Annotated in this window: 19 protein-coding genes; 14 read left to right on the forward strand and 5 right to left on the reverse strand. The window is 41.6% G+C overall.

Annotated features, from left to right (window positions below):
- Window positions 1-43: 43 nt before the first annotated feature.
- Both BLS28_RS03195 and BLS28_RS03200 read left to right on the forward strand, forming a co-directional pair.
- On the forward strand, window positions 44-1108 hold the full coding sequence (locus BLS28_RS03195; RefSeq protein ID WP_091162833.1) for a M20 family metallo-hydrolase: 1065 nt from the start codon (window positions 44-46) through the stop codon (window positions 1106-1108).
- Window positions 1109-1463: 355 nt separating this feature from the next.
- Window positions 1464-3656, forward strand: coding sequence for a carbohydrate binding family 9 domain-containing protein (locus BLS28_RS03200; RefSeq protein WP_091162937.1), 2193 nt, complete (start codon window positions 1464-1466; stop codon window positions 3654-3656).
- A 69-nt stretch (window positions 3657-3725) separates the two neighbouring features.
- Here the strand turns inward: BLS28_RS03200 and BLS28_RS03205 are convergent, their stop codons facing one another.
- Window positions 3726-5417: a sensor histidine kinase gene (locus BLS28_RS03205; protein ID WP_091162834.1), complete on the reverse strand. Its 1692-nt coding sequence runs from the start codon at window positions 5415-5417 to the stop codon at window positions 3726-3728.
- Between the two features lie 442 nt (window positions 5418-5859).
- A complete protein-coding gene (locus BLS28_RS03210; protein WP_091162835.1) occupies window positions 5860-6255 on the reverse strand; it encodes a hypothetical protein in 396 nt (131 codons plus the stop codon).
- 435 nt (window positions 6256-6690) lie between these two features.
- Between BLS28_RS03210 and BLS28_RS03215 the strand changes: the two genes are divergently transcribed.
- From BLS28_RS03215 to BLS28_RS03240, 6 genes are all read left to right on the forward strand, one after another.
- Window positions 6691-7221 carry an RNA polymerase sigma factor gene (locus BLS28_RS03215; RefSeq protein ID WP_091162836.1) on the forward strand — a complete coding sequence of 177 codons (531 nt, stop codon included), beginning with the start codon at window positions 6691-6693 and terminating at the stop codon, window positions 7219-7221.
- Window positions 7222-7257: 36 nt separating this feature from the next.
- Complete coding sequence (locus BLS28_RS03220) at window positions 7258-8403, forward strand: FecR family protein (protein WP_091162837.1); 1146 nt, start codon at window positions 7258-7260, stop codon at window positions 8401-8403.
- A 238-nt stretch (window positions 8404-8641) separates the two neighbouring features.
- Window positions 8642-12154, forward strand: coding sequence for a TonB-dependent receptor (locus BLS28_RS03225; protein WP_091162938.1), 3513 nt, complete (start codon window positions 8642-8644; stop codon window positions 12152-12154).
- Window positions 12155-12173: 19 nt separating this feature from the next.
- Window positions 12174-14150, forward strand: a complete 1977-nt coding sequence (locus BLS28_RS03230) for a RagB/SusD family nutrient uptake outer membrane protein (protein ID WP_091162838.1) — start codon at window positions 12174-12176, stop codon at window positions 14148-14150.
- 37 nt (window positions 14151-14187) lie between these two features.
- Complete coding sequence (locus BLS28_RS03235; protein ID WP_091162839.1) at window positions 14188-15393, forward strand: DUF5000 domain-containing lipoprotein; 1206 nt, start codon at window positions 14188-14190, stop codon at window positions 15391-15393.
- Window positions 15394-15427: 34 nt separating this feature from the next.
- The gene (locus BLS28_RS03240; protein WP_091162939.1) at window positions 15428-16672 is read left to right on the forward strand and encodes a DUF4998 domain-containing protein; all 1245 of its coding nucleotides are present in this window, start codon (window positions 15428-15430) and stop codon (window positions 16670-16672) included.
- A gap of 70 nt (window positions 16673-16742) precedes the next feature.
- Here BLS28_RS03240 and BLS28_RS03245 read toward each other — a convergent pair whose 3' ends face one another.
- Window positions 16743-17951 (reverse strand): MFS transporter, encoded by a 1209-nt coding sequence (locus BLS28_RS03245; RefSeq protein ID WP_091162840.1) that lies wholly within the window; start codon window positions 17949-17951, stop codon window positions 16743-16745.
- A gap of 77 nt (window positions 17952-18028) precedes the next feature.
- A complete protein-coding gene (locus tag BLS28_RS03250; protein ID WP_091162841.1) occupies window positions 18029-18304 on the reverse strand; it encodes an ArsR/SmtB family transcription factor in 276 nt (91 codons plus the stop codon).
- 231 nt (window positions 18305-18535) lie between these two features.
- Here BLS28_RS03250 and BLS28_RS03255 point away from each other — a divergent pair, with 231 nt between their 5' ends.
- Window positions 18536-18844, forward strand: a complete 309-nt coding sequence (locus BLS28_RS03255; protein WP_091162842.1) for a hypothetical protein — start codon at window positions 18536-18538, stop codon at window positions 18842-18844.
- Window positions 18845-18854: 10 nt separating this feature from the next.
- Here the strand turns inward: BLS28_RS03255 and BLS28_RS03260 are convergent, their stop codons facing one another.
- Window positions 18855-19328 carry an Lrp/AsnC family transcriptional regulator gene (locus BLS28_RS03260; RefSeq protein ID WP_090525447.1) on the reverse strand — a complete coding sequence of 158 codons (474 nt, stop codon included), beginning with the start codon at window positions 19326-19328 and terminating at the stop codon, window positions 18855-18857.
- A 148-nt stretch (window positions 19329-19476) separates the two neighbouring features.
- On the opposite strand from BLS28_RS03260, the gene BLS28_RS03265 reads away from it, so the two are divergent.
- The 5 genes from BLS28_RS03265 to BLS28_RS03285 all read left to right on the forward strand — a co-directional run bounded on the left by BLS28_RS03265 (window position 19477) and on the right by BLS28_RS03285 (window position 26989).
- Entirely contained in the window at window positions 19477-20472 is a 996-nt protein-coding gene (locus BLS28_RS03265) for an NAD-dependent epimerase/dehydratase family protein (protein WP_091162843.1), read from the forward strand.
- Window positions 20473-20483: 11 nt separating this feature from the next.
- Window positions 20484-21338 carry a sigma-70 family RNA polymerase sigma factor gene (locus BLS28_RS03270; RefSeq protein ID WP_091162844.1) on the forward strand — a complete coding sequence of 285 codons (855 nt, stop codon included), beginning with the start codon at window positions 20484-20486 and terminating at the stop codon, window positions 21336-21338.
- Between the two features lie 279 nt (window positions 21339-21617).
- Window positions 21618-23474, forward strand: a complete 1857-nt coding sequence (locus tag BLS28_RS03275; RefSeq protein WP_091162845.1) for a beta-galactosidase — start codon at window positions 21618-21620, stop codon at window positions 23472-23474.
- A 298-nt stretch (window positions 23475-23772) separates the two neighbouring features.
- The gene (locus BLS28_RS03280) at window positions 23773-26142 is read left to right on the forward strand and encodes a response regulator (protein ID WP_091162846.1); all 2370 of its coding nucleotides are present in this window, start codon (window positions 23773-23775) and stop codon (window positions 26140-26142) included.
- Window positions 26143-26383: 241 nt separating this feature from the next.
- Window positions 26384-26989, forward strand: coding sequence for an RNA polymerase sigma-70 factor (locus tag BLS28_RS03285; protein ID WP_091162847.1), 606 nt, complete (start codon window positions 26384-26386; stop codon window positions 26987-26989).

A 26989-nucleotide genomic window follows, 5' to 3' on the forward strand; every position in this document is an offset into this window, starting at 1 on the left:
TGTTAATTTTGCCCGTTCATTACAAGGGATAACCCTTAAATTTATGACTGACACAAGCAATTTATTTCAACTGGCGGTAACATTACTGCAACAACTAATATCCATTCCATCGTTTAGTAAAGAGGAAGACCGCACCGCCGATCTGATCAACGAATTCCTGCAGTCGCATGGGGTAACCACTCATCGTAAGCTTAACAATATCTGGGCCTGGAATAAACATTTCGACCCGGCTAAAGAAACTATCCTCCTTAACTCACATCATGATACCGTAAAGCCCAATTCGGGCTATACACGCGATCCTTACGATGCCAAAATTGAAGATGGTAAATTATATGGCCTTGGTAGTAATGATGCCGGGGGCTGCCTGGTTTCACTTATAGCGGTATTTCTTTATTTTCATGATAAGGAAAACCTGAAATATAATTTCTGTCTGGCGACTACCGCCGAAGAAGAAATTTCAGGCGTAAATGGTCTGGAACTGATCATTCCCGATTTGGGGCAACTATCTTTTGGTATAGTAGGTGAGCCAACCCTGATGCAGTTGGCAATTGCCGAACGGGGTTTAATGGTGTTAGATTGCACTGCTCATGGCCGTGCCGGACATGCCGCCCGCGAAGAAGGGGAGAACGCTATCTACAAAGCGTTAACAGATATTGAATGGTTCCGTACTTTTAAATTTCCGAAAGAATCAGAAGTTTTTGGGCCGATAAAAATGTCGGTGACTATTATTAATGCTGGCTCACAACACAACGTTGTGCCTGCCAGCTGCGTGTATACCGTTGACGTGCGTGTAACTGATGCTTACCGTAATGAGGAAGTGCTGGAGATTATCCGTGAGCATGTTGCCAGCGATGTAAAACCGCGTTCTATCAGGTTAAAACCATCATCTATCCCTAAAGAACATCCCATAGTTCAGGCTGGTATAGCGCTTGGCCGTACCACCTATGGCTCACCAACAACATCAGATCAATCATTGCTGGATATCCCTTCCATAAAAGTTGGCCCCGGCGATTCCGCACGTTCACATACTGCCGATGAGTTTGTTTATGTAGATGAGATCAGGGAGGGCATTGAGTTGTACATTAAGATGCTGGAGAGTATTAATTAACATTGTCAAAATAAAAATTTACCCATGACACGTTGTAGAAGCCAGACTTAAGAACTTTTCAAACTTCGTAAGTCTTTCTTCTCTGGCTTTGTCATTGCCTTTCAAAGTCCGCAGGATTTCAAACCTATGATAACGGGTAACCAACAGCCCGCTTAACCGATTGGTTAAGCGGGCTGTTTCATTATAAGAATAAACTTAATTTACCTGAGTTGAGCATATTTTACTGATTAGTAGGTGTATAGCTAATTGCATGGAGAAACCGAGCGGTAAATTATATGATACAAGGCATTTACTTTTACTAAAAAAATGTAGTTTTAAAATTCGTGAACCAATAAGTTTATATACCCTTATCTTAATGCCCTTAAAACGCTATTGCCGCCTTTCGGCAAAAACATTCTTGCTCATCATCTTATGCTGTATAACCTCCTTTTATGCATCGGCTCAAAAAAAGAACGCGGGGTATAAGTACCATATCCGCAGGGCTGCTTCGGCTATTAATATAGACGGAGTGATGAATGAGCAGGCCTGGATGCAAGCTGATTCGGCGGGAGATTTTTTCATGGTGCTGCCGATGGATACCAGCAAGGCTACTGTTAAAACCGAGGTGCGGATGACCTACGATGATAAAAACCTGTACATCATAGCTATCAATTATAATTCGGTACCGGGGCCTTACATGGTTGAATCGTTAAAACGTGATTTCAGTTTTGTAAAAAATGATAACTTCCTGATTTTCATGGACCCATTTGATGCCCGCACCGATGGCTTTAGTTTTGGTGCCAACGCGGCGGGAGGGCAGTGGGACGGCAGCATGTATGAAGGCGGCAAGGTTGACCTGAGCTGGGATAACCGCTGGTATTCGGCAGTAAAAAATTATCCTGATAAATGGGTTTGGGAAGCATCTATTCCATTTAAGAGTATCCGTTATAAAAAAGGCATAAAGGAATGGGGGATCAACTTTAGCCGTAATGATCTCAAGACTGCCGAAAAATCAAGCTGGACACCCATCCCACGGCAATTCCCTACAGCTTCATTGGCTTATACCGGCACACTTGTTTGGGACGAAGCGCCCCCAACAGCCAGCAGCAACGTATCTATAATTCCATACGCGCTTACGGGTTTATCTAAAGATTATCAGCATAATACCAAAACCGAATATAAACATGAAATAGGAGGGGACGCCAAGATCTCCGTTACACCAGCCCTTAACCTCGATTTAACAGTCAATCCCGATTTTTCGCAGGTTGATGTTGATCAACAGGTGATCAACCTCAACAGATACGAACTTTTCTTCCCCGAAAAACGACAGTTTTTTTTAGAAAATGGTGACCTGTTTGCCAACTTTGGTTATTCTGATATTCGCCCTTTTTTTTCAAGGCGGATAGGCCTCAACGTACCGATTGATTTTGGAGCAAGATTGACCGGTAAATTAGATAAGGACTGGCGTATTGGCGCTATGGATATTCAAACAGGCGGCTCGGGCAGCGCCCAGCAGGCTCCTGAAAACTATGGCATCATTACCCTGCAAAGACGGATCCTTGATCGCTCAAATATCGCTTTCCTATTTGTAAATAAGGACGCTACTGCCAATATTCCCGGCACCACCGGATCAACTGCTTATAACCGTAATATAGGCGCTGAGTTTAACCTTGCCTCGCGCAGTAATATCTGGACAGGCAAAGTACTGGCCCTTAAATCATTTACGCCCGGCGTGAGCGGGCATGATTACGTGGTATCCGATCATTTCCAATACCTGAGCAAATACTGGACGCTTTATATGCAGGAGGAGTACGTAGGTAAAAATTACAATGCCGAAGTAGGCTATGTTCCCCGTGTTGGTTATGTGAAGTTAAGCCCGCTGTTACTCCGTAATTTTTTTCCTAAGCAGGGTAATATTCTAAGCCATGGCATCCAGCTTACCTCTAATTATTTCTTCGATGAGTCGTTTCACCGTACTGATAATGAAAGTATCCTGTCATATTTGATCACATTCCGTAACCGGGCAACACTGTCGGTGTCCGGTATAAATGATTATGTGCGCCTTCTGAGGCCTTATGATCCAACTAATATCGGTAAAGGTTTATTACCTACCGGCTCTGAGCATAACTGGAACACTATTGATGTGCAGTTTGTATCGAAGCCGCAAAATGTGTTTACCTATTTGCTGGAAGCATCGCACGGTGGGTATTATGATAAGGGCGTACGCAATAGCGTTACAAGTTTAATAGGCTATCGTTTTCAACCTTATGTAAATATTGCTATCAATACCTCCTTCAATGATTTAAGGTTGCCGCAGCCATTTGGCCATAATACGTTCTGGCTGGTAGGGCCAAAAATTGATGTTACCTTCACCAATAGCTTGTATTTTACCACCTATATACAATATAATGAGCAGGTGGATAATATCAACATTAATACCCGCCTGCAATGGCGCTATAAGCCTGCTTCCGACCTGTTTATTGTTTATGGCGATAATACCACGCCATCACCGTATACAGTAAAAAACAGGCAGTTAACGTTAAAATGGACGTACTGGTGTAACTTATAATTAGCTGGAGAATGAACAGCTTTTTAAGATTTTGGGTATTTAATCAAATTTTAAGTAAAACGTCGGCAGTTAGTCTATTTCATACTTTTCGTAAGGGATCTCAAAGCTAAAAGTGCTTCCTTTACCTGCATCACTTTTCACACTGATTTTTCCTTTTTGCAACTCGAGCAACTGCTTGCAGATGTACAAACCAAGCCCGGTACCAGTATTGCCTTTGGCCGAATTGGTTTGATAATACTTGGAGAACAGGTTAACCTGCTGCTCCTGGCTGATACCTGCCCCTGTATCAGTAATATCAATTGTTAATTCGCCTTTACTATCCGCAAATTTAAGGGTTGCAATGATCTTTATGCTGCCGGTATCTGTATATTTAATGGCATTACTAATGAGGTTCACCATGATCTGTTTAAGCCTGAAGCTGTCGCCCAAAACTTCAGCGTCAGGGTCGCCTTCAAAATGATAGTTTAACCCCAGTTGTTTTTTATCGGCGCTGAATGCCATACTTTCGATAACCTCTTTCAATGTTTTATCAGGGCAAAAGGGGTCTCGATGGATTTTTAGTTCACTGCTTTCCATTTTGGCAGCATCAAGTGTATCGTTGAGTGTTTGTAACAACAGGTCGGATGATGCTCTCACAGTACCCAACATTTCCGCCTGTTTGGGTGTGAGTGTCGTTCTGCTGAAAATGTATAGAAAACCATTTATTGATGTAAGCGGATTGCGGATTTCATGGCTCATATGCAGCAGCAAGTCCATTTTTTGCCGGGCTATCATTACTGCGCGCTCGTTCTCCTTAAGTAAAAGTTCTTCAGATTTCCCCAGTTTAATAACAAACACGATCAGCAATATGGCAAAAGCCAAAAGCAGCAATAGTGTAATCAGGTAAAGTTTATTCAGTAAGCTTGTAGTTTCAAGATAGCTATTAAAAGCCAAACCCTTAAAGGCGTCGGTCATGCTGTAGTTGATATCTTTAATAGCCGCAATTAGTTGCTCCATTTTATGAGTAATACGCATATTAAGCATAATGAGCTGCCGTTGTGTTTCCTGTAATTTTAAGTTGCTCTGTTCTAGCTGTTTGAGTTTGTTGAGATAGGCGTATTTATCTTTAGTTCGGAGCTTTTGAGTAACCGAATCTATGTAAACGCGTGTTTGATGATTAATGACAACATTACCGGTGCCGGTTGCATAGGCATTTTTATTTTTTATAGCCTCTTTGATCCTTGCAAAAAAACCTTTCTTTTTTACGTTTCCTGGTTGAGTTAAAGTGTCGCTGCTGCTTTGCACCGTTCGGCTGCTTTTAACTGCTAACCTATTTTGAGCTGTTGCCGTATTGAGGTCTGAATAAGTGGTTAACAGGGAGTCAAAGTCGCGCCGGGCGGAGAAGAGTTCGGCGGATAACTTTACTTTTTGAGTGTGCCATGTGTGGAGCTGCGCACGTTGTGCTGTGTTAAGCCTGGTTGTATCATGCTGCATATTAAGCAGCGTGTCAATTTCGGCAAAAGCCATTGAAAGTTTATCCTGATAGGCCTGAGCTTTGGCGGTACTGGCATCTACAAGCGATGACTGAAACAGATCTTCGGCCTCGTGGAGTAATAATAACGCCTGCTGCGGCCTGGAGTTGTTAAGATCCATAAGGTGCGACACCCGGGCCGTATGCGCCAATCTTTCGGTGATCTTGTCCCTCACGAAAAGGGCGGCGATGACTAAAATTATTGTAAATGCTAAAAAAGCAAGCAGGATTTTCCTTGATAAAACGTTCATATATTTATTTTCATCAGTATGCCGGACTTTATTAATTTAAAATCGATTCCGACGTTCCCAATGGTTTTGAAGAACAATGATAATGATAAAAATAATAGAATCATTCAGCGATTGCTACCATTGATTGTCAGGTTTTTTTAAGGCAGGGTTAAACATGTAGCTTATAATTTATCAGGTAACTATAAAAATAATAGAATCATTCAGCGATTGCTACCATTGATTGTCAGGTTTTTTTAAGGCAGGGTTAAACATGTAACTTATAATTTATCAGGTAACTTTCGCCTGGGTTAAATGTTGTGGGTGTTGTGGAAATGGAAGCTTTTATTTTAACCACAAGTTATGTGGCAGAAAAAAAGCTTGAGATGAAAAACATCGAGCCGGTTAAAAAAATACAATTACTTAGTTAAAGATTTAATACCTGTCAATATTGGTGATAGCGCAATTAAAATTCATCAAACGTTGTGCGACTGTCTGTAAATGGAGAACTATAAAGATTTATAATTAAAAGCTTGTAATCAACTATGAAAGTCCATTCTGATGTTTGATTTTTTTTATGGGTAACCAGGTCTTCGCAGCCGAACGCATAATCTATATCTAATACTATTCGGAAACTTCCCTGGCCTGTGTTCTGATCAAATTTGATCCGGTCAAAATTTAAGCTGACCACTTCCGGCGAGCCCTCAGGTCTGAATTCACGCTCAAGGGCATACTTAAGCTGTTCGTAGTTTGCTGAAAGAGGCTCAAATATTATATTCAAAAAATTCAATAAGCTGGCAGGTTCATCCTTTAACTCATCGAGCTGCCCTTTGTGAAGTTTAATTTGCAAGCTGTTTATCATCAAAACAAAATTAAAAACAAAGCTGGATTAAATGAAATGCGAAATAGAACGAGTGTTTGTGCTCATTTTGTAAAAAAAGAGCCGGATGAATTTTTGATGCTGAACTGGATATTCTAAGTTAAAAAGAATTAAAAGGGAATGCCTTATTTTTATTTTTTAATTGTTTTTATTACATTAATTACTGAATGAAATCGATTGCTTTTGAACATTTTTTAAAACAAAGGTATATCCCGTTTCTTACGATGTATCAAGAATGTCTCCGCTATAATTAAATGGCCCGTTTAGTAAAAAAGGCTTGTTACAGATCCTGTTTTTGAGTAAAGTGACAATTTTTAATATTTTTTTAATAATTGTTGTTTTGACAATAAAAGTTTTTACATTTAGCTTTCTATAGTAGCCCAACCTATTTAGTTATAAACCAGTTAAGACCAATTCATGGAGATTTTGAACGATGCTTATATTATTGAGCAATTAAAATTGGGGAACAAGGAGGCCTTTGAAGCAGTATTTAAAAAATACTATAAGCTGCTTAATGTATCGGCCTTTTATATTTTACGGGATGAAATGGAAGCAGAAGATACCGTTCAGGGTTTTTTTGTCGATCTTTGGGAAAGACAATTATATACCAATATTAATTCGTCATTAAAAGCTTATTTAACTACAGCAATCCGTAACAGATGCCTCAAAAAAGTTGAAAGCGAAACACGAACGCAAAAAAAATTGGTAGATTATAAATATACACTTACCGAAATAGAGGAGGAAGAAACACCTGTACCAGAAATTTATCCTGAAAAAGTGCTGGCTGATTTGTCGATACAGCGGATGCAGGCTTTTACCCTGGTGCATTATGAGCATAAAAAGTATAAAGATGCGGCCCTTGAAATGGGTATTAGTATAAATTCTTTGAAAACTCATTTGAAACTGGCAATAAAAACTTTAAAAGAAGGGTTAAAAAGTGCCAAATAAGTTCACCCTTTTATCCATAATGAGGTCTTATATATAATGACATACAATAAAGCGTATTTTCAGGAACTGATAATTGAGCAAATTGCAGGCGTAATAAGTGAGGAAGACAGTCATTTGCTTGAACAGGCTATACAAAATGATCCCCGGATTAAACAACTGTGGGATGAAATGCAACAGGTACTTACTTCAGATAAAGCTCAAACCTTCTTTAATAATATTGATGAAAATAAAGCCTGGAATACAATCCAGCCCGAAATAAAGCCGGTACGATCGATCAGGCATGGCTGGGCAGGCGCAATAAAATGGCTTTCTATAGCGGCTTTATTATGTGTCGCTTTTACTGCCGGATATTATTGGCGGCAAATACCTGTTAATAATCTTGTTGCTGCAAAAAAAAATCTTAAAACGCCGTCCATTGAGTTACGGCTGGCAAACGGTGAGCATATCAACCTGTCTGATACCAGCAAAAAGGTGATTAATATGTCGTTTGCTCATTTAAAGAAAGGTGTTAACGGTTTAAGTTACCAGGTAGATAATAGTAAAAATGAGGAGTGGAGCACGCTCCTTATTCCTTCAAAATTAAACTACCGGATAGTACTTTCAGACGGTACACAGGTTTGGTTAAATTCGGTATCGAGCCTGCGCTTCCCGTTTTCATTTTTAGGCAAAACCAGGGAAGTGTACTTAACAGGCGAAGCTTTTTTTAAAGTTGCAAAAAATGCTGCTCACCCTTTTATAGTTCATACGGGCCAAACTGATGTGAAAGTTTTAGGTACGGAGTTTAATGTAAATACTTATCATGCTGATGAAATAGTAACTTCGTTGGTTGAAGGCTCGGTATCAACAAGCGGGGGGGATAAGCAAAAAATGCTTTTACAACCAGGCTACCAGGCTGTTTATACATCGGGTTCCGGGTTCCGGGCTCAGCCATTTGATCCTGGCGTTGAACTGGCCTGGATGAATGATATTTATTATTTCCATAACACTAAACTTCACGATATAAGCGATGTACTGCTCCGCTGGTTTGATGTAAAAGTAGTTTTTGACGATCCTGCGAAAGCTGATGAAGCATTTAGTGGCGCTATTCAAAAAAACAAACCAATTGAAGTTTTCATTCAAAATATTAAAGCATCTGCAGGAGTTTCGGCCCTTTTAAAGGAAGGGGTTTTACACATCAGGTAAGAAAACGCCACGGTTAAACCACAACCTGTTTCCTGGTTATTTAATGCCTGGCCGTTATGCGCCATGGGAATCATTTGCCCTTGTTTGTCAAACGGATAGCATTAGTAATGTATTGAAATAGTGTTGATTAACAATGTTGGTTTTTCATTTTAATAAAAAATACAATTTTTCTTATTTCCGTTCACCCGTTTTAGCAGGAACAGGTCTTAGAGAAAACCAAATCGTAAACCCAATAAATATGGAGAGAATTCTATTCAGCCGGCGGCTTATACTGCCCTTTATTTTTCTTTTATTGGTAACCCGGTATAGCGCTGTACAAGCGCAGGGTACCGGACCAATAACACTTAAAAAGGCTAACATCAGTTTGGCCGATGTATTTAAATCAATCAAAAAGCAAACGGGCCTAACCGTTTTTTACAGTAACACTCTTTTGAATGACAAAGAATTGGTTACTGTAGATTTTAAAAACGCTGAACTGAAAGAAGTGTTCGGCGTTCTTTTAAAAGGAAAAAACCTGACTTATGTAGTGCGCGACCAACTCATTGTTATTGAAAAGAGTGAACCCGCGCCCATTGTAAACCCTCCCAAAAAAGAACCTGCAGGAGCCGTCGTTCCTAAAAAAGTGCAGGGAGTTGTTTCTGATGACAAGGGGCTTACTTTACCAGGTGTAAGTGTTAAGGTTAAGGGAACCATGAACGGCACACAGTCAGACATGGATGGAAAGTACACTCTCAATTTAAAGGAAGGCGGAAGTTCAGTTATTATATTTTCATTTGTGGGATCAAAATCGCAGGAGTTTGATCTTGCAAACTATTCCCCGTCGGCAGCCGGCGTTTATAAAATAAACGTGCAAATGGGGGCTGATAAAAATGCGCTTGAGGAGGTTGCAGTTGTTGCCTACGGTACGCAAAAAAAGACAAGTCTTGTTAGTTCCATTACAACTGTAAACCCTAAGCAACTAAAAGGACCTTCAAGTAACCTTACCACCATGCTGGCAGGCGTGGTACCGGGGATGATCTCTTATCAAAGAAGTGGTGAACCGGGTGCTGATAATGCCCAGTTCTTTATCAGGGGCGTGGGTACGTTTGGAGCTGGTAAGGTTGATCCGCTGATATTGATCGATGGCATTGAAATGGGCACAACCGATCTGGCAAGGCTTCAGCCGGATGACATATCGGGCTTTTCGGTACTGAAGGACGCTACAGCCTCATCACTATATGGCGCAAGGGGGGCAAACGGTGTAATATTGGTAACCACTAAGCGTGGTGAAACAGGGGCTGTAAAATTCAATATCCGGGGTGAAAATTCAACATCATCAAACGTCAAGAATATTGATCTGGCCGATAATATTAGTTACATGACATTGGCTAATGAAGCGGTACTTACCCGTAATCCGCTGGGCATCTTGCCTTATTCTCAAAATAAAATAGATCATACTGCAAAAGGCGATGACCCGCTGTTATATCCCAGTAATAATTGGATCAAGCAGTTGATCAAAACCAAAACCAATAACCAACGGTTTAATATGAACGCCAGCGGCGGGTCAGAAAAAGCTAAGTACTATCTGGCCATGACCTATAATATTGATAATGGCAACCTGGCCGAGAACAGCCTTAACAATTTCAGCAACAACATTAAGCTGCAATCATATTCTCTTTTATCAAATACAACTTTAAACCTTACTAAAACCACAGAGGCGGTGGTGAGCTTAAAAGGTCAGTTTGATAGTTATCATGGCCCTATCGGCGGCGGCGGTTACACTTTTTTAAATGCCCTTTGGAGTAATCCTGTAGCTTTTCCGGCAATTTATCCGGGTAATTTGCTGCCATATGTAAACCACCCGCTTTTCGGTAATGCCATTATACCCGGTGGCGGTTTGTATATGAATCCATATGCGCAATCCCTGTCTGGTTTCCAAAGCTCAAATACCAGCACACTGACAGCGCAATTAAGCTTAAGTCAAAAGCTTGATTTTATAACGCAGGGTTTATCGGCAAGGGCAATGGCGTATACTACGCGTTATTCATACTTCACCGTTTCGCGTCAGTATAGCCCTTATTATTACCAATCGGATGTAGTTAACGGAACTTTTAATGGGTTAACGCTACTTAATAACGGATTGGCAGGCAGCAGCGTTGGCAATACGCCAACCGAATATTTGACTTATAATCAAGATCCGGCGTTAAATGTTTCTAATTCCATAGCTTACATTGAAACGGCGGTAACCTATAACCGCACCTTTGCCCAAAAACACGCTGTTAGCGGGTTACTGATCGGGACTATGCGTAACTATCTTACAGGTAATGCCAAAACATTACAATTATCATTGCCGTCACGTAATCAAGGGGTGTCGGGCAGGTTTACCTATGGTTATGATAACCGCTACCTATTTGAGTTTAACTTTGGTTACAATGGGTCTGAGCGTTTTGCAAGTAATCACCGTTTTGGTTTTTTCCCGTCTGTGGGTGCAGGTTGGGTAGTATCTAACGAGAAGTTTTTTGAGCCATTGCTTTCAACTATCGATAACCTTAAATTCAGGGTTACCTATGGTTTAGTGGGTAACGATCAGATAGGAAAGCCGGAAGATCGTTTTTTCTACCTGTCTGATGTTAACTTAAATAATGGCGCCTATGGCCAGTTTGGTACCAACTACCTGTATAGCAGGCCGGGCGTGGTTACCAATCGTTATGAAAATCAAAATATCACCTGGGAGCAATCAAGGCAAACTAACATCGGTATGGATTTAACTGTGGCCAAAAACTTCACATTAACAGTTGATGCCTACCAACAAAAACGTGATAATATTTTAATGGTACGCAGCACCATCCCAACCTCTATGGGTTTACAGGCTGATATATCTTCAAACGCAGGTAAATCATCCAGTAAAGGGGTGGACATTGCTATGGATTACAAGAAAAACTTTAACAACTCTTTCTGGATCCAATCGCGCGGTACGCTTACTTATGCTAAGAGCAAGCTGTTGAAAAATGAAGAACCTGTTTACCCAAATAACCTTCAATACCTGAGCAAAGTAGGTAATTCCTTAAGCCAGATATATGGACTTATAGCCGAGCGGTTATTTATTGATAATGTAGAGGTAGCCAACTCGCCCGTCCAAAGCTTTGGCGACTATAAAGCCGGCGATATTAAATACCGCGACATGAATGGCGATGGAAAAATAACCAGTTCAGATATAGTGCCGATAGGGTATCCGCAAGTGCCGGAAATCATCTACGGTTTCGGTTTTTCTGTTGGGTATAAAAACTTCGATATCAGCGCGTTTTTCCAGGGCTCGGCAAGATCTTCTTTCGTCATCAATTCAGCAGATATTTCTCCTTTTTATTTAGTGAGCGGCAGGCAGGATAACGGTCTTAACACCGGTAACCAAAGCGGCTTGTTAAAATCAATTGCCGATGATCACTGGTCTGAAGATAATCGTAACCCTTACGCGTTTTGGCCACGCTTAAGTAATACCATACAAGCCAACAACAGCGCAACCCCAAATTCTCCAACATCAACATGGTGGTTAAGAAATGGTTCGTTCCTGCGCCTGAAGTCGGCAGAACTTGGATACAATTTCAATAAGAGTCAACTCAAGTTTATCCATTTGAATAGCGCACGTATCTATCTAAACGGCTTAAACCTGTTAACCTTCAGCAGCTTCAAGCTTTGGGATCCCGAAATGGGAACCTCAGGATTGGGTTACCCGATTCAAAAAGTATTTAACGTGGGCCTGCGGGTAGAATTTTAAAAGCTTTCAAATTAATTATATGAAAAGTAATTTTATACAAAAAATTAAGCAATCGGTATTAAGTCAAACACCAAAGAGGAATATCTCCATGGTAATAATGATCTTGATAATGATTGTGCCGGTAACATCCTGTAAAAAATCATTTTTGGATGTTGTCCCTGATAACGTATCAACAATAGCCAACGCCTTTGTTTCACAAACCGAGGCCGAAAAGTATTTATTTACCTGCTACTCATACCTGCCAACGGAAACAGATCCTACTTATAACGTTGGGCTTACCGCCGGTGATGAAGTTTGGGTGGAAGACCCTGCAAATCACATACGGTCAACAAACGTACTGCAACTGCCCAGAGGATTCCAAAACTCGTCTGACCCTATAGCCAATTATATGAATGGTACCAGGGACGCGGCTGCGAATTATAAGGCTATACGGGATTGTAATGTTTTTATTGAAAATGTAAGCGACAAAAGCAAGGTGCTGGATTTGGATATTGACACACGTGAGCGTTGGATAGCGGAAGCCCAATTTTTAAAGGCTTTTTATCATTTTCAACTTTTCAGGGCTTATGGGCCAATACCCATTATCGATAAAAATCTGCCCATTGACGCGTCCATCGACGATATACGGGTAAAACGCAGGCCGGTTGATGAAGTAGTAAATTATATAGCCGGATTATATGATCAGGCTGCTGCAAAACTACCTTTAACAATCAGGAATGAAGGAAGTGAACTGGGGCGTGTTACCAAGGCGGCTGCTTTGAGTATGAAAGCCAAATTGCTGGTAACGGCGGCAAGCCCGTTGTTTAATGGCAACCCGGATTATAATTCATTCAAGAATAAGGATGGCGAGCAGTTGTTTAACCCTACTTTTAGTGTCGAAAAATGGCAGCGCGCTGCCGATGCCTGCAAAGCAGCCATTGATTTTTGCGAATCCCAAAATATACGCCTTTATACGTTTCCTACACCTACTAATCCACTTAGTCAAACTACTATGACTCAAATGGGTATCAGAAACGCGATGAGCGAAAAGTGGAATGAAGAACTGATATGGGGGCTAACTGCCAATAATAACATCAACTATAATTCATTCTTCCAGTCGATGTGCGCCGGGCAATATGATTTTAACAATGCCGATGCAGCAAAGTCAGCCAATCGCCCGTTACTTGGCCCTACCTTAAAAATGGCTAAGATGTTCTACACTAAAAACGGGGTGCCGATTAACGAAGATAAAACTCTTGATTTTAGTGATGTAGCCCAGTTAAGAGTTGGTACTCATGATGAGCGTTTTAACATCAAAGAAGGGGAAACAACTGCAAGGCTTAATTTTGACAGGGAACCGCGCTACTATGCCGATCTGGGATTTGACCGCGGTGTTTGGTATATGGCCAACAGCCCAACTAAAACCGATGAAGATACCTGGTGGATGAAGGCTCGTGGTGCTGAAGTAGGCCAATCTTCACCTATACCAATTGCTGGTTTTTATATGAAAAAAGCCCTTAACTGGCACTACGAATGGGCAACGGTTACCTATATCAATTACCCTTGGCCCGAAATGCGTTTGTCTGATCTGTATTTGCTTTATTCAGAGGCATTAAATGAAGCTCAGGGGCCTGTAGCTGATGTATATACCTACGTAAACCGCGTAAGGGCGCGGGCCGGCCTGCCTACGGTTCAGGATGCCTGGACTAATTACAGTATTAATCCAACCAAATATACTACGAAAGAAGGAATGCGGTCGATTATACAGCGGGAACGCAGCCTTGAACTTTGTTTTGAAGGCCACCGGTTTTGGGACCTTTTACGCTGGAAAACAGCCGGTGTTGAACTTAATGGAAACGTAACAGGATGGACAATAAGCGAAAATTCACCTCAGTTGTATTATCGCGAACGGTTGATTTTTTCGCGGCATTTTGTGATTCCGCGCGATTACTTATGGCCGATAAAAGAAAGCGATTTACTGGTTAACCAAAACCTGGTTCAAAACCCTAACTGGTAGATATAGCGACAATATGTTTAACAATAAAAACATTCACATGGAAACAATGAAATTACGGGCTGCTTTCTGGATCGGGTTGTTAGCAATAATAATAACGGGCTGTAAGCAGGAAACACTTAATAAACCTACTATAACTAATAACAACCCGCCTGGAGTTGTTACCAACGTGCAGGTACAAAACGAAAACGGTAAAGCCAGTTTAACTTATACGTTACCCGGAGATAATGATCTGTTTTACGTAAAAGCAGTTTACGAAACCTCTCCGGGTAAAACACGCGAGGTAATTGCATCACGCTACACCAATACATTAACTGTTGATGGCTTTGGCGATACTCTGGCACATGTGATAAAGCTTTACGCAGTAAATTCAAGCGAAAAGGTTTCGGCACCTGTTAGTGTCACAGCAAACCCTTTAACGCCACCGTATCTCCTTGCTTACCGATCACTTAAAATAACTGCTACTTTCGGTGGTTTTAACATTGCTTGTGATAACCTTACCCAGGATAACCTGGTTATAGTACCAATGGTTGATACAGCTAACAATAGTTTATATGTGCAGCCAAAGGGTATGGATAATGTTTACAGTAACAGCATCTCAATAAAAGCTGCTGTAAGAGGTCAGCCGGCTATTGAGCGTAAGTACGCATTCTTTGTAAGGGATAGATTTTTAAATAAATCCGACACTTTATTTTTAAATCTTACGCCTTTTTATGAGGAGCAGTTTTCAAAATCGGATTGGTCGGTTTACAAGCTGCCAGGCGACGCAACCAACTTGTATTCATATACCGATGTAACCAAAATTTTTGACGGAAACTTTACCGGCGGTTGGCCAAATTGCCTCTTCACGGTTGAAAGTGCCGGAAGCCCGCAAATGGTAACAATCGATCTTGGTAAACAAAGGGTATTCAGCCGCTTTATTCTCAATCCATTCATCGAGATCGGTAATGTATATTATGTAAGGGGTAATTTGCGTGATTTTGAAATATGGGGGTCAAATTCGCCAAATGTGAATGGCGCGCTGGATGCTTCATGGACGAAATTGTTAACCTGTAACATAGTAAAACCATCTGGTTCCCCTTCAGGTACGGAAACAGCTGCTGATTACAAATATGCACATGACGGATGGGGTTTTGATTTCCCTGCCGGATTAAGTGCTTACAGGTACATCAGGATCAGGAGCTTGCGTAACTGGACAGGATCGTACTTTATGAGTATCAGTGAATTTACCATGTTTGGAAAGTAACAAGGCCGATGCATTTATCAATTTAATTACAATTATGAAACTATATAAAATAACATCATGCTATCTTTTAGTGCTGGCCGCTTTCACTATGAGCGCCTGTACAAAAATGGATGATTATAAAAAGAAATATGAGCCCAATGGGGCAATAATATATCCAGGCAAACTGGATTCCGTTCAGGTGTTCTCTGGCAGGAACCGTGTTTTGCTAACCGGTCTGTTTACATCTGACCCTAAAATTGTGAAATACCGGGTATACTGGAACAGTAAACAGGATTCGATAGAAACGCCGGTAACCCGTACATCCGGGGTTGATACGGCTAAATTGTTCATACCCAATTTACCTGAAGGTACAATGACCTTCGAGGTCCGCACTTTTGATAACGGGGGGCATATTTCCGTTCCGGTTACGTTGGCTGCCAATGTATATGGTAATCTTTACCAAAGTTCACTTATCAACAGAGGTATAATCGCGGTCAAATTACAAACAGATGGCTCAGCGTTAATTAACTGGGCTGACGTGAATGCTGATGACGGATTGGTTTCAATGGAACTAAAATACACAGACGCTGCCAACAAACAACGCGATACAGTAATTGTATCGCAGCCAACTGGTTTAAGCACATCTCTGCCTAAATTTAATGCTGGAAAAACGCTTAGTTACCGCACAGGTTTTAAACCCAATAAAACGGCCATTGATACTTTTTATGCAGATTACGTAGATCAGAAGGTAATCGATGTAACTAATGCTTACCTCTTAAACACAGGGCCTTTTCAAAGAAACACCTTTGATGGCCGTTGGGGAACCCTCGCTGCGCCCTGGATAACCAATGCGGCGGCCAAAAATAAAGATGGCGGTACCAATGGGGGCTATAGTTCTGATGGCGGTGGTACCATTAACTGGGAAACATGGAATAATACCCCGGTAGTAAACGGTATCGTATATCAGGTTACTTCTTCGCAGCTATCGGCAGGAAGTTATACTGTGTCATTTGATGCCTATTCGGAGGTGCAATCAAATTCATCGGTTTATTGTGTGGCAGCTGCCGGAGGGAACGGCATCCCGATACTCGCAAACCTTTCAACAGCGCTGGGATCTGTAAAGATGTATAACGGTGCAAATGTAGGTACAACCAGTCCGAGTTCAAGAGACGTAAAAACCTTCACCTTTACAATCTCTTCACCGCAGGTGGTGTCCATAGGATTTCTGGGTAATCTGGTCGGTAATGGAAATCCGGGCAATTATTTTACGGTGTTTAATATTAAACTGTTTAAAAATTAAAAGTGATAAAAAGTCCCTGGTGTTAGCCGGGGGCTTTTTACTTTAATATAGCTATCGTTTACAATTGAGCTTATTCATAAATGGCCACTTGTACAGGTTCGCCCTCTGGTATTTCGTCAATTTGAGCTGATATCGATTTTTTTGTAGCATTTGAGTTAATAAAACTCATGCCAAATGCAAGTAAAAGCAGGGGTACTGTCATCCAGATTACCTGATGGATACCATAATGAGCAATCACAAAACCACCCAGTAAAGTGCCCAATGTAATACCGGCGTTAAAGAAGGAGGGAAGCAGGCTGTTTACAAAGTCAAGCGCTGGTTCCTGAATGCCATGGGTAAGCTGTATATTTGCCGCCAAAAATCCTCCGGTGTGTATAAATCCCCAAACTGAAAGAATAATAACCATTGGAATAAAATGTCCGCCAAACATATAGGCCAATACATGGGTTGCAACTAAAGACAGCAAAAACAGCCGCGTTGTAAGCGTTACATTTTTACTAAGCGCTACACCCATAAGCCAGTTGCCCGCTATCCCTGTTCCTCCAAATACCAGCAACATGATGCTAATCTGAGCCCCGCTCATACGCGAAACTTTATCCAGGTATTCGGCAAGATAACCATAGGTGGCAAACATGCCTGCCAGGATAATGGTTGAAGCCAGTAGCTTAATCCATAAGTGTGCACTCCGCAGCAGCTTTACCTGGCTTTTGGGGCTTGGCTGTTCTTCATTAACCGGCATTGAAGGTGCAAATAGCGTCAATGCGCCAAAGGCTAATAAGTTAATGATGGCCGATAAGATAAAAGATGCCCTCCAACTAAAGAGATCTGCCATATAGGTGGTTAAGGGTACGCCCAACACGGTGGCAACGCTAAGTCCGGCCATTACTATAGAGATGGCTTTGGGCGCGTCTTTTGGCCCTGCTTGTTTTGCAGCTGCAGTCATGGATACAGCCCAAAACACCGGGTGTAAAAACGCCGGTAATATACGGGCAATCATAAGCACGGTGAAGTTCGGCGCTATTGCCGATAACAGGTTGGAAATAACAAATATCCCTAATACCAGGCACATCACAAATTTGCGGTTAAGACGTGCTGTTAGCATATTGGTAAACGGTCCCGCAAGGGCCACAGTTAACGCGAAAGCACTAAGCAGCCAACCTGCCGTATCAATGGAAATATGAAATTCTTTCACCAGGTCAGGAAGGATACCGATAACTCCGAACTCCGTGGTTATGATGCCGAAGGCACCAAGGGCCATAATGTAGATTAATTTATTCATGAGTAGATGTATTTGAATATTTGAATGTTTCGATGTTTTATGTTGAAGTAACCAGTCAAATCAGAAGATGTCAGTACTTAGCTTTTCAGTTCGTTCAGGCAGGCAATGTAGTCGTTAAGTACCTGTTGGTTCAATACATATTTAAGGTTCCGACCTTCTTTTTGTGATAGTAATAAATCGGCATCAACCAGTTGTTTAAGGTGGTGTGATACGGAAGGCTGCGTAAGGTCAAGCAGATCATTTACCTCCGCACAGTAAAGGCAATCTTTCCTTTTTTTAAACTGTTGTAAAATAGCTATCCGGTTCGCATCACTCAGCGCCTTGGATATTTTCTCTATTTTTTTGTTGTCCATTTTTTGCCGTCAATTATATATGTATTCAACGTTATAGTGTAAAGGTAAAATAATATTAACATATAGAAATGTTTCTATGTATTTAACACGCATAAATGACAATAAAAGGATATATGGGCAAGCCTTATGGGAGAGAGATGCTTCTCCGATGTTTCATTTTGTCACAAACACACCCGTTTGTTGGCACATTTGCCTGTTTAATAGTGATCGTGCTGATCTTAATTTTATGGTATGAAAGTAGTAAGAGTACAATACACCACGCGCGCGGAGTTTGCGGCCACCAATCAGCGGAACATCGCTGCCATTGTTGAAGAGTTGAAAACTTTAAATCATCCCGGTATTAAATATACAGCATGGCTATTGCCCGACGGTAAAACATTCATGCATTTTGATCAGCTCGAAAATGAAGAAGCCCACCTTGTATTACAAGGGCTGGCTTCGTTCCATAAGTTTGCTGACGAACTCGAGGCCAGTGATTTAGAAGTCGAACCCAAGCTTGAGCTGCTTTCGCTTGTGGCGTCTACGGAGACCTATTTTTAATGCACTAAAACTACTGTTTGCCGATTGGTAAAGCCGTTTCTGTTTTCGCAGCTTTCATTACGAGTTTGGTTTCTACCTTGCCAATGGCAACAACCGCGAAAAGCCGGTTCATCAAAAAATCATAGTACTCTTTGCGGTCTTTTACGGTTACCTTAAGTATAAAGTCAAAATCGCCGGTGAGGTGATAGCATTCCAGTACTTCCGGAAGTTTAATGATCTCACTTTCAAAATGACTTAAACTGTGCTGGCTGTGGTCCTTCAGTTGCACATGCGTAAAGGTCATGAAATCCAGCTCGAGCTTTTCATGATCAAGCACCGCAACATATTTTTTAATATAACCTCGCTCCTGGAGCGAACGGATCCTGTTATTGATAGGAGTAGTGGTTTTGTTAAGCTTAAGGCCTATCTCCTGGCCGGTAAGGCGCGCATTTTCCTGTAAAAGCTGGAGTATGCGGATATCTGTTTCATCGAGTTGGTTGAGCATGAGAGTTATAAAAACTAAAATATAAGCTTTAAATATTTATCAAAAGTTTTAAAACCTGTTTTTAAGAATATTTTTAGTCTTAAAAACCAAATTTTAAGTGCTGTGTGGATTATGAGATTGTGAATATACAATTTTACATCGTAATACTATGAAGCACGACAAAAAACAACTATCGCCGGTAATCCTTGTTACGGGCGCCCGGGGGCAGATCGGTACCGAACTGGTTGCCGCTTTAAGAAATATTTATGGCAGGGAACAAGTAATTGCCACCGACTTACACGATGCTACGACAATCGTGGATTTAGAAGGGCCATATCATCAGTTAAATGTATTAGACAAAGATGAACTGGAAAACCTGGTTGCTACCTATGGAGTAACTCAAATTTATCATCTTGCAGCTACCTTATCTGCCAAAGGAGAAGAGACCCCGCTAAAAGCATGGCACCTGAACATGCAAAGCCTGCTCAATATATTGGAAGCAGCCAAAGATCATAAATTGGATAAAGTGTTTTGGCCGAGCAGTATCGCTGTATTCGGGCCTTCAACAGCACGTAAGATCAGTCCCCAGAATGCTTTGCTTGATCCGCAAACTGTCTATGGTATCAGCAAGGAAGCTGGTGAACAATGGTGCGCCTATTACAGGGAGCATTATGGGGTGGATGTACGCAGCCTGCGTTATCCAGGATTGATCAGCTACAGCGCCCCGGCTGGCGGGGGGACTACGGACTATGCGGTAGCTGTATTTCACGAAGCTTTGAAGAATGGACGTTACGAATGCTACCTAAGCCCCAACACTGCATTACCTATGATGTATATGGATGACGCGGTAAGGGCTACACTTCAACTGATGAACGCGCGCGTGGAAGCACTCAAAGAACGCGGAGCATATAATATCGGTGCTTTAAGTTTTACACCTGCCGAGCTTGCCACAGAACTGAACAAACACCTGCCCGATTTTACCATCAGTTATAGCATCGACAAGCGCCAGTCCATTGCAAACTCATGGCCGGCCAGTGTTGATGATGCTGAAGCAAGGCGCGACTGGAACTGGCACCCTGAATATGATCTTGTCGCTATGACTGCAGATATGCTTGATCATCTTACACCTGTTTATAAAAACAACAACATTGCAACAGTGAGTTAAATAAGGGGTTGATGAGAGACCTGAATATTACCCAATCGATCACAGCCCGGGATGCTGCTTCGCTGGAGAAGTATTTTAGTGATATTACCCGCGAGCCAACTATCAATGCGGAAGAAGAAGTTCTGTTGGCTGGGAAGATCCGGCAGGGAGATCTGTCGGCTTTGCATAGGTTGGTAAAGGCCAATCTGCGTTTTGTGGTTTCCGTGGCAAAAAAGTATCAGCACCAGGGCATGCCCATGGGCGACCTGATAAGCGAAGGTAATTTGGGTTTGCTTGAAGCCGCGAAACGGTTTGACGAAACCCGCGGCTTCAAGTTTATATCTTATGCAGTTTGGTGGATCAGGCAGCGAATCATGGAAGCACTGTTAGATAAAACGCGGATGATCCGCCTGCCTGCCAACCAGGTGGATATGATTGTTCATGTTAACAGGGCTACAGGGGTTCTGGAACAACGACTTGAGCGACTGCCCGTTCAGGATGAAATAGCGGCATTCCTGGAAACTGCTGAATGGAAAGTGAAAGAAGCTTTGCATGCGGCGCCTTTTACACATTCGTATGATAAAGCCAATACACCCGGCAATGACGGATACAGCCTGCTTGATCGTTTACATACAGATGAACCCGGAATAGAAGGCCTTTTGGAAGCTTACCAACTTAAACAGCAGCTTGATGATTTGCTTAATAAGCTAAACGATGCTGAACGATCTGTTGTGTTTTATCATTATGGTCTGGACGGGCACAGTGAACTCTCGGCTCCCGAAATCGGTAACCGGCTTGGTATTAGCGCAGAAAGGGTGAGGCAGCTACGAAACCGGGCTATTGACAAGCTTAGGGAAAGTGCTAATTTGAAAAAGCTTGAAATTTAAAATAAGCAGGTAGGGATTTTATTTTTTTCTGCGTCTTAATTTCTTTCGATACTTTATCCTGCATTAACTTCACCAGTCCATTATTCAGGGCTAATTTGCGATTAAAATGAGCTGCTGAACTATTTATCTTGCATCCGCTGGATTAAGCAAACGTTTGCGCTAAATTAAGATTGCAGGAAATTAGGCATTCCTATTTAACCTTTATAATTTAGGAACTTGAAAACATCATGGTCGGTACACTTAACACACGGTCAATCATGTTTAACCCTACAAATGCAAATGAAAAAAACACTCCTCTCTTTATTATTGCTAACCCTCATAATTTCACAGGTTTTTAGCCAGGCGAAACATAGTTTTAAAATTGCTGAAGGCAATTTTATTTATGATGGAAAACCTATCCAAATCCACTCGGGCGAAATGCATTTTGCAAGAATCCCTAAAGCTTACTGGAAGCAGCGCCTGCAAATGCTCAGGGCAATGGGTATGAATGCGGTTGCCACTTACGTTTTCTGGAACCATCATGAGGTTAGTCCGGGTGTATGGGATTTTAAAACGGATAACCGCGATATCCGCGAGTTTGTAAAAACCGCACAGCAGGAGGGCTTAATGGTAATATTAAGGCCGGGGCCTTATGCTTGTGCCGAATGGGAATTTGGCGGCTATCCTTGGTGGCTCCAAAATGATAAACAATTGGTTATCCGCAGTAAAAACGACCGCTTCCTTGATTCGTGCAAAACTTACATCAACCAGTTGATGGGGCAGGTTAAAGATTTGCAAATAACCCATGGCGGGCCAATAATTATGGTTCAGGCCGAAAATGAATTTGGATCATATGTAGCCCAGCGTAAGGATGTGCCGCTTGCCGATCATAAAATTTACAGCGCAGCTATAAAAGATCTGCTTTTAAAAGCGGGCGTTGATGTGCCATTGTTTACTTCTGATGGCGACTGGTTGTTTGAAGGCGGCGTAATTAAAGGGGCATTGCCAACTGCCAATGGCGAAGGTGATACCAAAAATTTGAAGAAGCTCATTAACCAATATAACGGAGGAAAAGGCCCTTATATGGTGGCCGAATATTATCCTGGCTGGCTTGACCATTGGGGCGAGAAATTTGAAAAAGTATCAGAAACCTCGGTAATCAAAGACCTGGAGAAGTACCTGAAAGATACCGTATCATTTAATATATACATGGCACATGGTGGCACCAATTTTGGTTTCACAAGCGGTGCTAATTATGACAAGGAACATCAAATTCAGCCGGATATCACCAGCTATGATTACGACGCCCCTATTAGTGAGGCAGGATGGATAACTCCCAAGTTTACAGCTATCCGCAACCTGATGAAAAAGTATGCGGCCTATGCTATTCCTGAAGTGCCTACGCAGATCCCTGTGATACAGATTCCGGCTATTAAGCTTACCAAAACGGCCGATTTGCTGGAGATGGCGAAAGCCCAGCAGGCAGTAGAAAGCGATACCCCACAAACATTTGAAGCGCTTAATCAGGGCTATGGTTATGTATTATACAGCCGTAAATTTACCCAGCCTGTCAGCGGCACTTTAAACCTGGAAGGCCTGCGGGATTATGCAACCATATATATAAATGGCGAAAAAGTTGCGGAGCTTAACAGACAAAGTAATAAATTCAGCTGTCCTATAAATATTCCTTTTAACGCGCGTTTGGATATTTTGGTTGAAAACCTTGGCAGGATCAATTATGGTGGCGAGATCATTCACAATCTTAAAGGAATCATTAGCCCGGTGAAGGACGACGATCATGAAATTACAGGTAACTGGCAAATGTATGAGCTACCTATGGATAAAGCACCGGCGCTCGGGGCAGGCACAACAAACACAACCGGCCATCCAGCACTTTACCAGGGAACATTTGACCTGAATAAAGTGGGGGATACCTTTTTAGACATGAAGAATTGGGGAAAGGGTATAGTATTTGTAAACGGGATCAACATTGGTCGCTATTGGAAAATTGGCCCGCAGCAAACGCTTTATTTGCCAGGCTGCTGGCTTAAAAAAGGTACAAACAGTATCGTTGTACTTGATCAGTTGAATGATATCCATCAAACGGAGATCGTTACGGTAACCATGCCGGTATTAGATGGCCCGGTGAGTAAATAATATAATTTAACTTAAGGAATGACGGCAGGAAATTATCTTGGCGTCTTTTTTATGGCTGTTATTCAACAGGGTTGGATTTTAATATTTAACTATTACTATTTAAACATAAGGGGTAATTTAACCTATCGTTTATATCAATAGATAAGCCTTAATAATAGTTCTAAATATTCGTACGGGTTGTTATATTCACGCTTAATTATGAAATTCTTAAGTTAGATTAAGGAAAATAAATCCTGTTTCATATTTCTGAACGAAACAATTTGCAAGCTTTTGGTTTGATAATAGGTGCCGTAAATCGATGAAGATCAGTAAGGTTCTATATGTTATATTTATATTATTGATCGGAACCAAAGCAAGGGTATCTGCACAAAAAACCTATGTAGCCGCGGTACACGGCGTGCTCGATCTTCGTAATCAGCCTATCAACGATAAAATTGAACTGACGGGAAACTGGCTGTTTTATTGGAACCAATTAATAAATCCCACTGACACCACTGCTATTAAAGACAGGCTTTTGGTTGAGTTCCCATTTAAATGGAGTGGCTATACCTGGCGGGGCAAAAAGCTACCTGCGTTTGGCTATGGTACTTACCGGCTTAAAATTTTACTTCCCCAAAAACACGGCGAATTAAAGCTGGCCATGCCTGATGTTTACAGCGCGTACAGGCTTTATATTAACAAAAAGTTAGTATCGTCGAACGGGAAAGTAACTACTTCCCGAAAGGGATTTGAAGGACATTGGGAATATCATGCTGTTGACCTGCCCAGCAGCGATACCATCAATATCACATTACAAGTTTCCAATTTTATACACAGTAAAGGAGGGATCAGTAAACCCATCTTCATAGGGCCTGCGGAAAGAATTGACCTGGCCCGGCATCGCGCCGAAGGTATTGATCTGATGCTGACGGGCTGTTTACTGATGGGGGGATTATTTTTTCTTGGTTTATACCTGCTGGGCAGCCGTGATAAAGCCATTTTACTTTTTGCCCTGTTCTCGATAGTTTATAGTTACCGGATCATAGGTACAGATAACTATGTGCTGCACACCTTATTGCCTAATATTAACTGGTACATAACGGCCCGGTTGGAATATATGAGCTTATTTTCAGGGATAGGTTTGTTTGGCCTTTACACGTTATACTTATATCCGGCAGATGTAAATCGGCGGGTTGTAAATATTATTAATGGCATTTGCTTTTCGTTCACTTTAATGACATTATTTAGTCCTCCGTGGATTTTTACCCAGCTCGTGAACCCATTTTTAGCAGTGATGCTGTTTTGCCTCGTTTATATTCCATATGTATACTCAAAAGCCTGGCGCAATAACAGGCCCGGATCTGTTTATGCTTTAATGAGCGCATTTGCTTTAATGTCGGTATTTGCGATATCGCTTTTTCATTACTGGGCATTAATATCTCCGCTGCAGCTGATTAGTTTTTTAGGATATATCGCTTTTTTCTTTTTGCAGTCGCTGGTGTTAGCGCACCGGGTATCATTTGTATTGAAAAAGGCGAGGGCTGAAGCCGAACAGGGTTTAAAGGTTAAAAGTGAATTTTTGAGCACGATGAGCCATGAAATCCGGACACCGCTTAATTCGGTAATAGGGATGAGCCATCTGCTGCTTAAGAACGAGCCTCGCAAGGATCAGATCGAACATCTCAACGTCATGCTTTTTTCGGCTAATAACCTTTTGGCAATAGTGAATGATGTATTGGATTATAACAAGATAGAAGCCGGGAAGATAACTTTTGAAAGTATTGAAATAGACCTGGCTGCACTTGCCCGTAATGTAGTAGGTGGTTTGCAAACAGTAGCACACGATAAGGATATAAACCTACGCCTTGATTTTGATAAGAAATTGCAGCATAAACTGCTTGGCGACCCTACCCGCTTATCGCAGGTAATTACCAACCTCGTTCATAATGCCATAAAATTTACTCCAAGCGGCGAGGTAGTTTTAGGAATTGAGGTGAAAGAGCAAACCGAAACTACGGCTACATTAATGGTGTTTGTTAAAGATACTGGTATCGGCATTCCCCGCGGCAAACAGAAACTCATATTTGAGCGCTTTACCCAAGCCGATTCGTCCATATCACGCAGTTTTGGTGGGACAGGTTTAGGTCTTGCAATCAGTAAAAAAATATTGGAGTTACAGGAATCGTCCTTGCAGTTAATTAGTGAGGAAGGAGTAGGCTCGGTATTTTATTTTATTAAAACCTTTGAAAAAGCTGGTAAAATATCGGAGACGGTTAATGTTAACCTTAAACCCGATGCAAATGATAAGCTCCTGAGCGGGATCTCTATCTTGCTGGTTGATGATAACCCGATGAATGTGCTGGTAGCGCAAACTTATTTAAAACGCTGGGGGGCTACTACCGACGTGGCAACCAACGGGCAGGAAGCGCTTGACAAACTGGATACGTCAAAACATCGTCTCGTGTTGATGGATTTGCAAATGCCTGTGATGGATGGGTATGAATCTACAAAGAGAATGAGATTGAACGGCATAAACATCCCCATTATAGCGCTTACCGCCAATCTTCCCAAAGATGTAGAGGACGAAGCTTATAAAACAGGTTTTGATGACATTGTGATGAAGCCTTTTTTACCCGATGAACTACATAGTAAAGTATTGCACTACGTTTTTAAGCAGGAGCATGTGTAAGATGTTCCTGAATCAAACTTCCTGTTTATTTTCTGAATAAAAATTTCATTCACTCATAGGGGTAAAATGATCCTGGCGTGTTTCAGGATAAATTTTACTAAAATGAACAGATTAGCTTCCTTATTACTTCTTATTACTTTTATTTACCCTCCCGATAATAATTGGGCCAGGCGGATAATGGAGGAAAATAAATGGATAAACATCCTTGCAACCATTAATTACCGCATTAAGATTTAATTGAATGTTAACCCAAACTGATCATATTTTGGATATAAATAGCGAACAATTGATCCCGCTGCTGCTCTCGGGCGATGAAGCAACCTTTGAAAAGGTATATAAGCACTTCATCAGGCCGCTGCATGTGTATGCTATCTCTATTTTAAGAGATGAAGATACCGCGAAGGGGATGGTACAAAACGTTTTTATGCGGCTGTGGGAACGAAAGGAACGGCTGAATTTTACCGGCTCGATAAAGGCCTACTTGTATGGCGCGGTTTATAACGAATGCCTTAATAACCTTAGGCACCAGAAAGTAAAGGTTAATCACCAGCAGCACGTACTGTATATGACAAAGGATAAAGTTGATGGGGCCGCCGGTATGGAACTGCTTGACCTCAAAGAAAAATTACAACAGGCATTAAATGACCTGCCCGAAAAATGCCGTACAGTGTTTCAGTTGAGCAGGTTTGAGGATTTAAAATACCAGGAAATTGCTGATGAATTAGGCATCTCCATAAAAACAGTAGAAAACCAGATGGGCAAGGCGCTGAAAACATTACGGCTCAAATTAGTTGACTACCTGCCGTTGATCATTTGGCTTATAAGCCGGGCTTTTAATATTATTTAA

This window comes from Mucilaginibacter gossypii, assembly GCF_900100945.1.
GTDB classification, from domain to species: Bacteria; Bacteroidota; Bacteroidia; order Sphingobacteriales; family Sphingobacteriaceae; genus Mucilaginibacter; species Mucilaginibacter gossypii.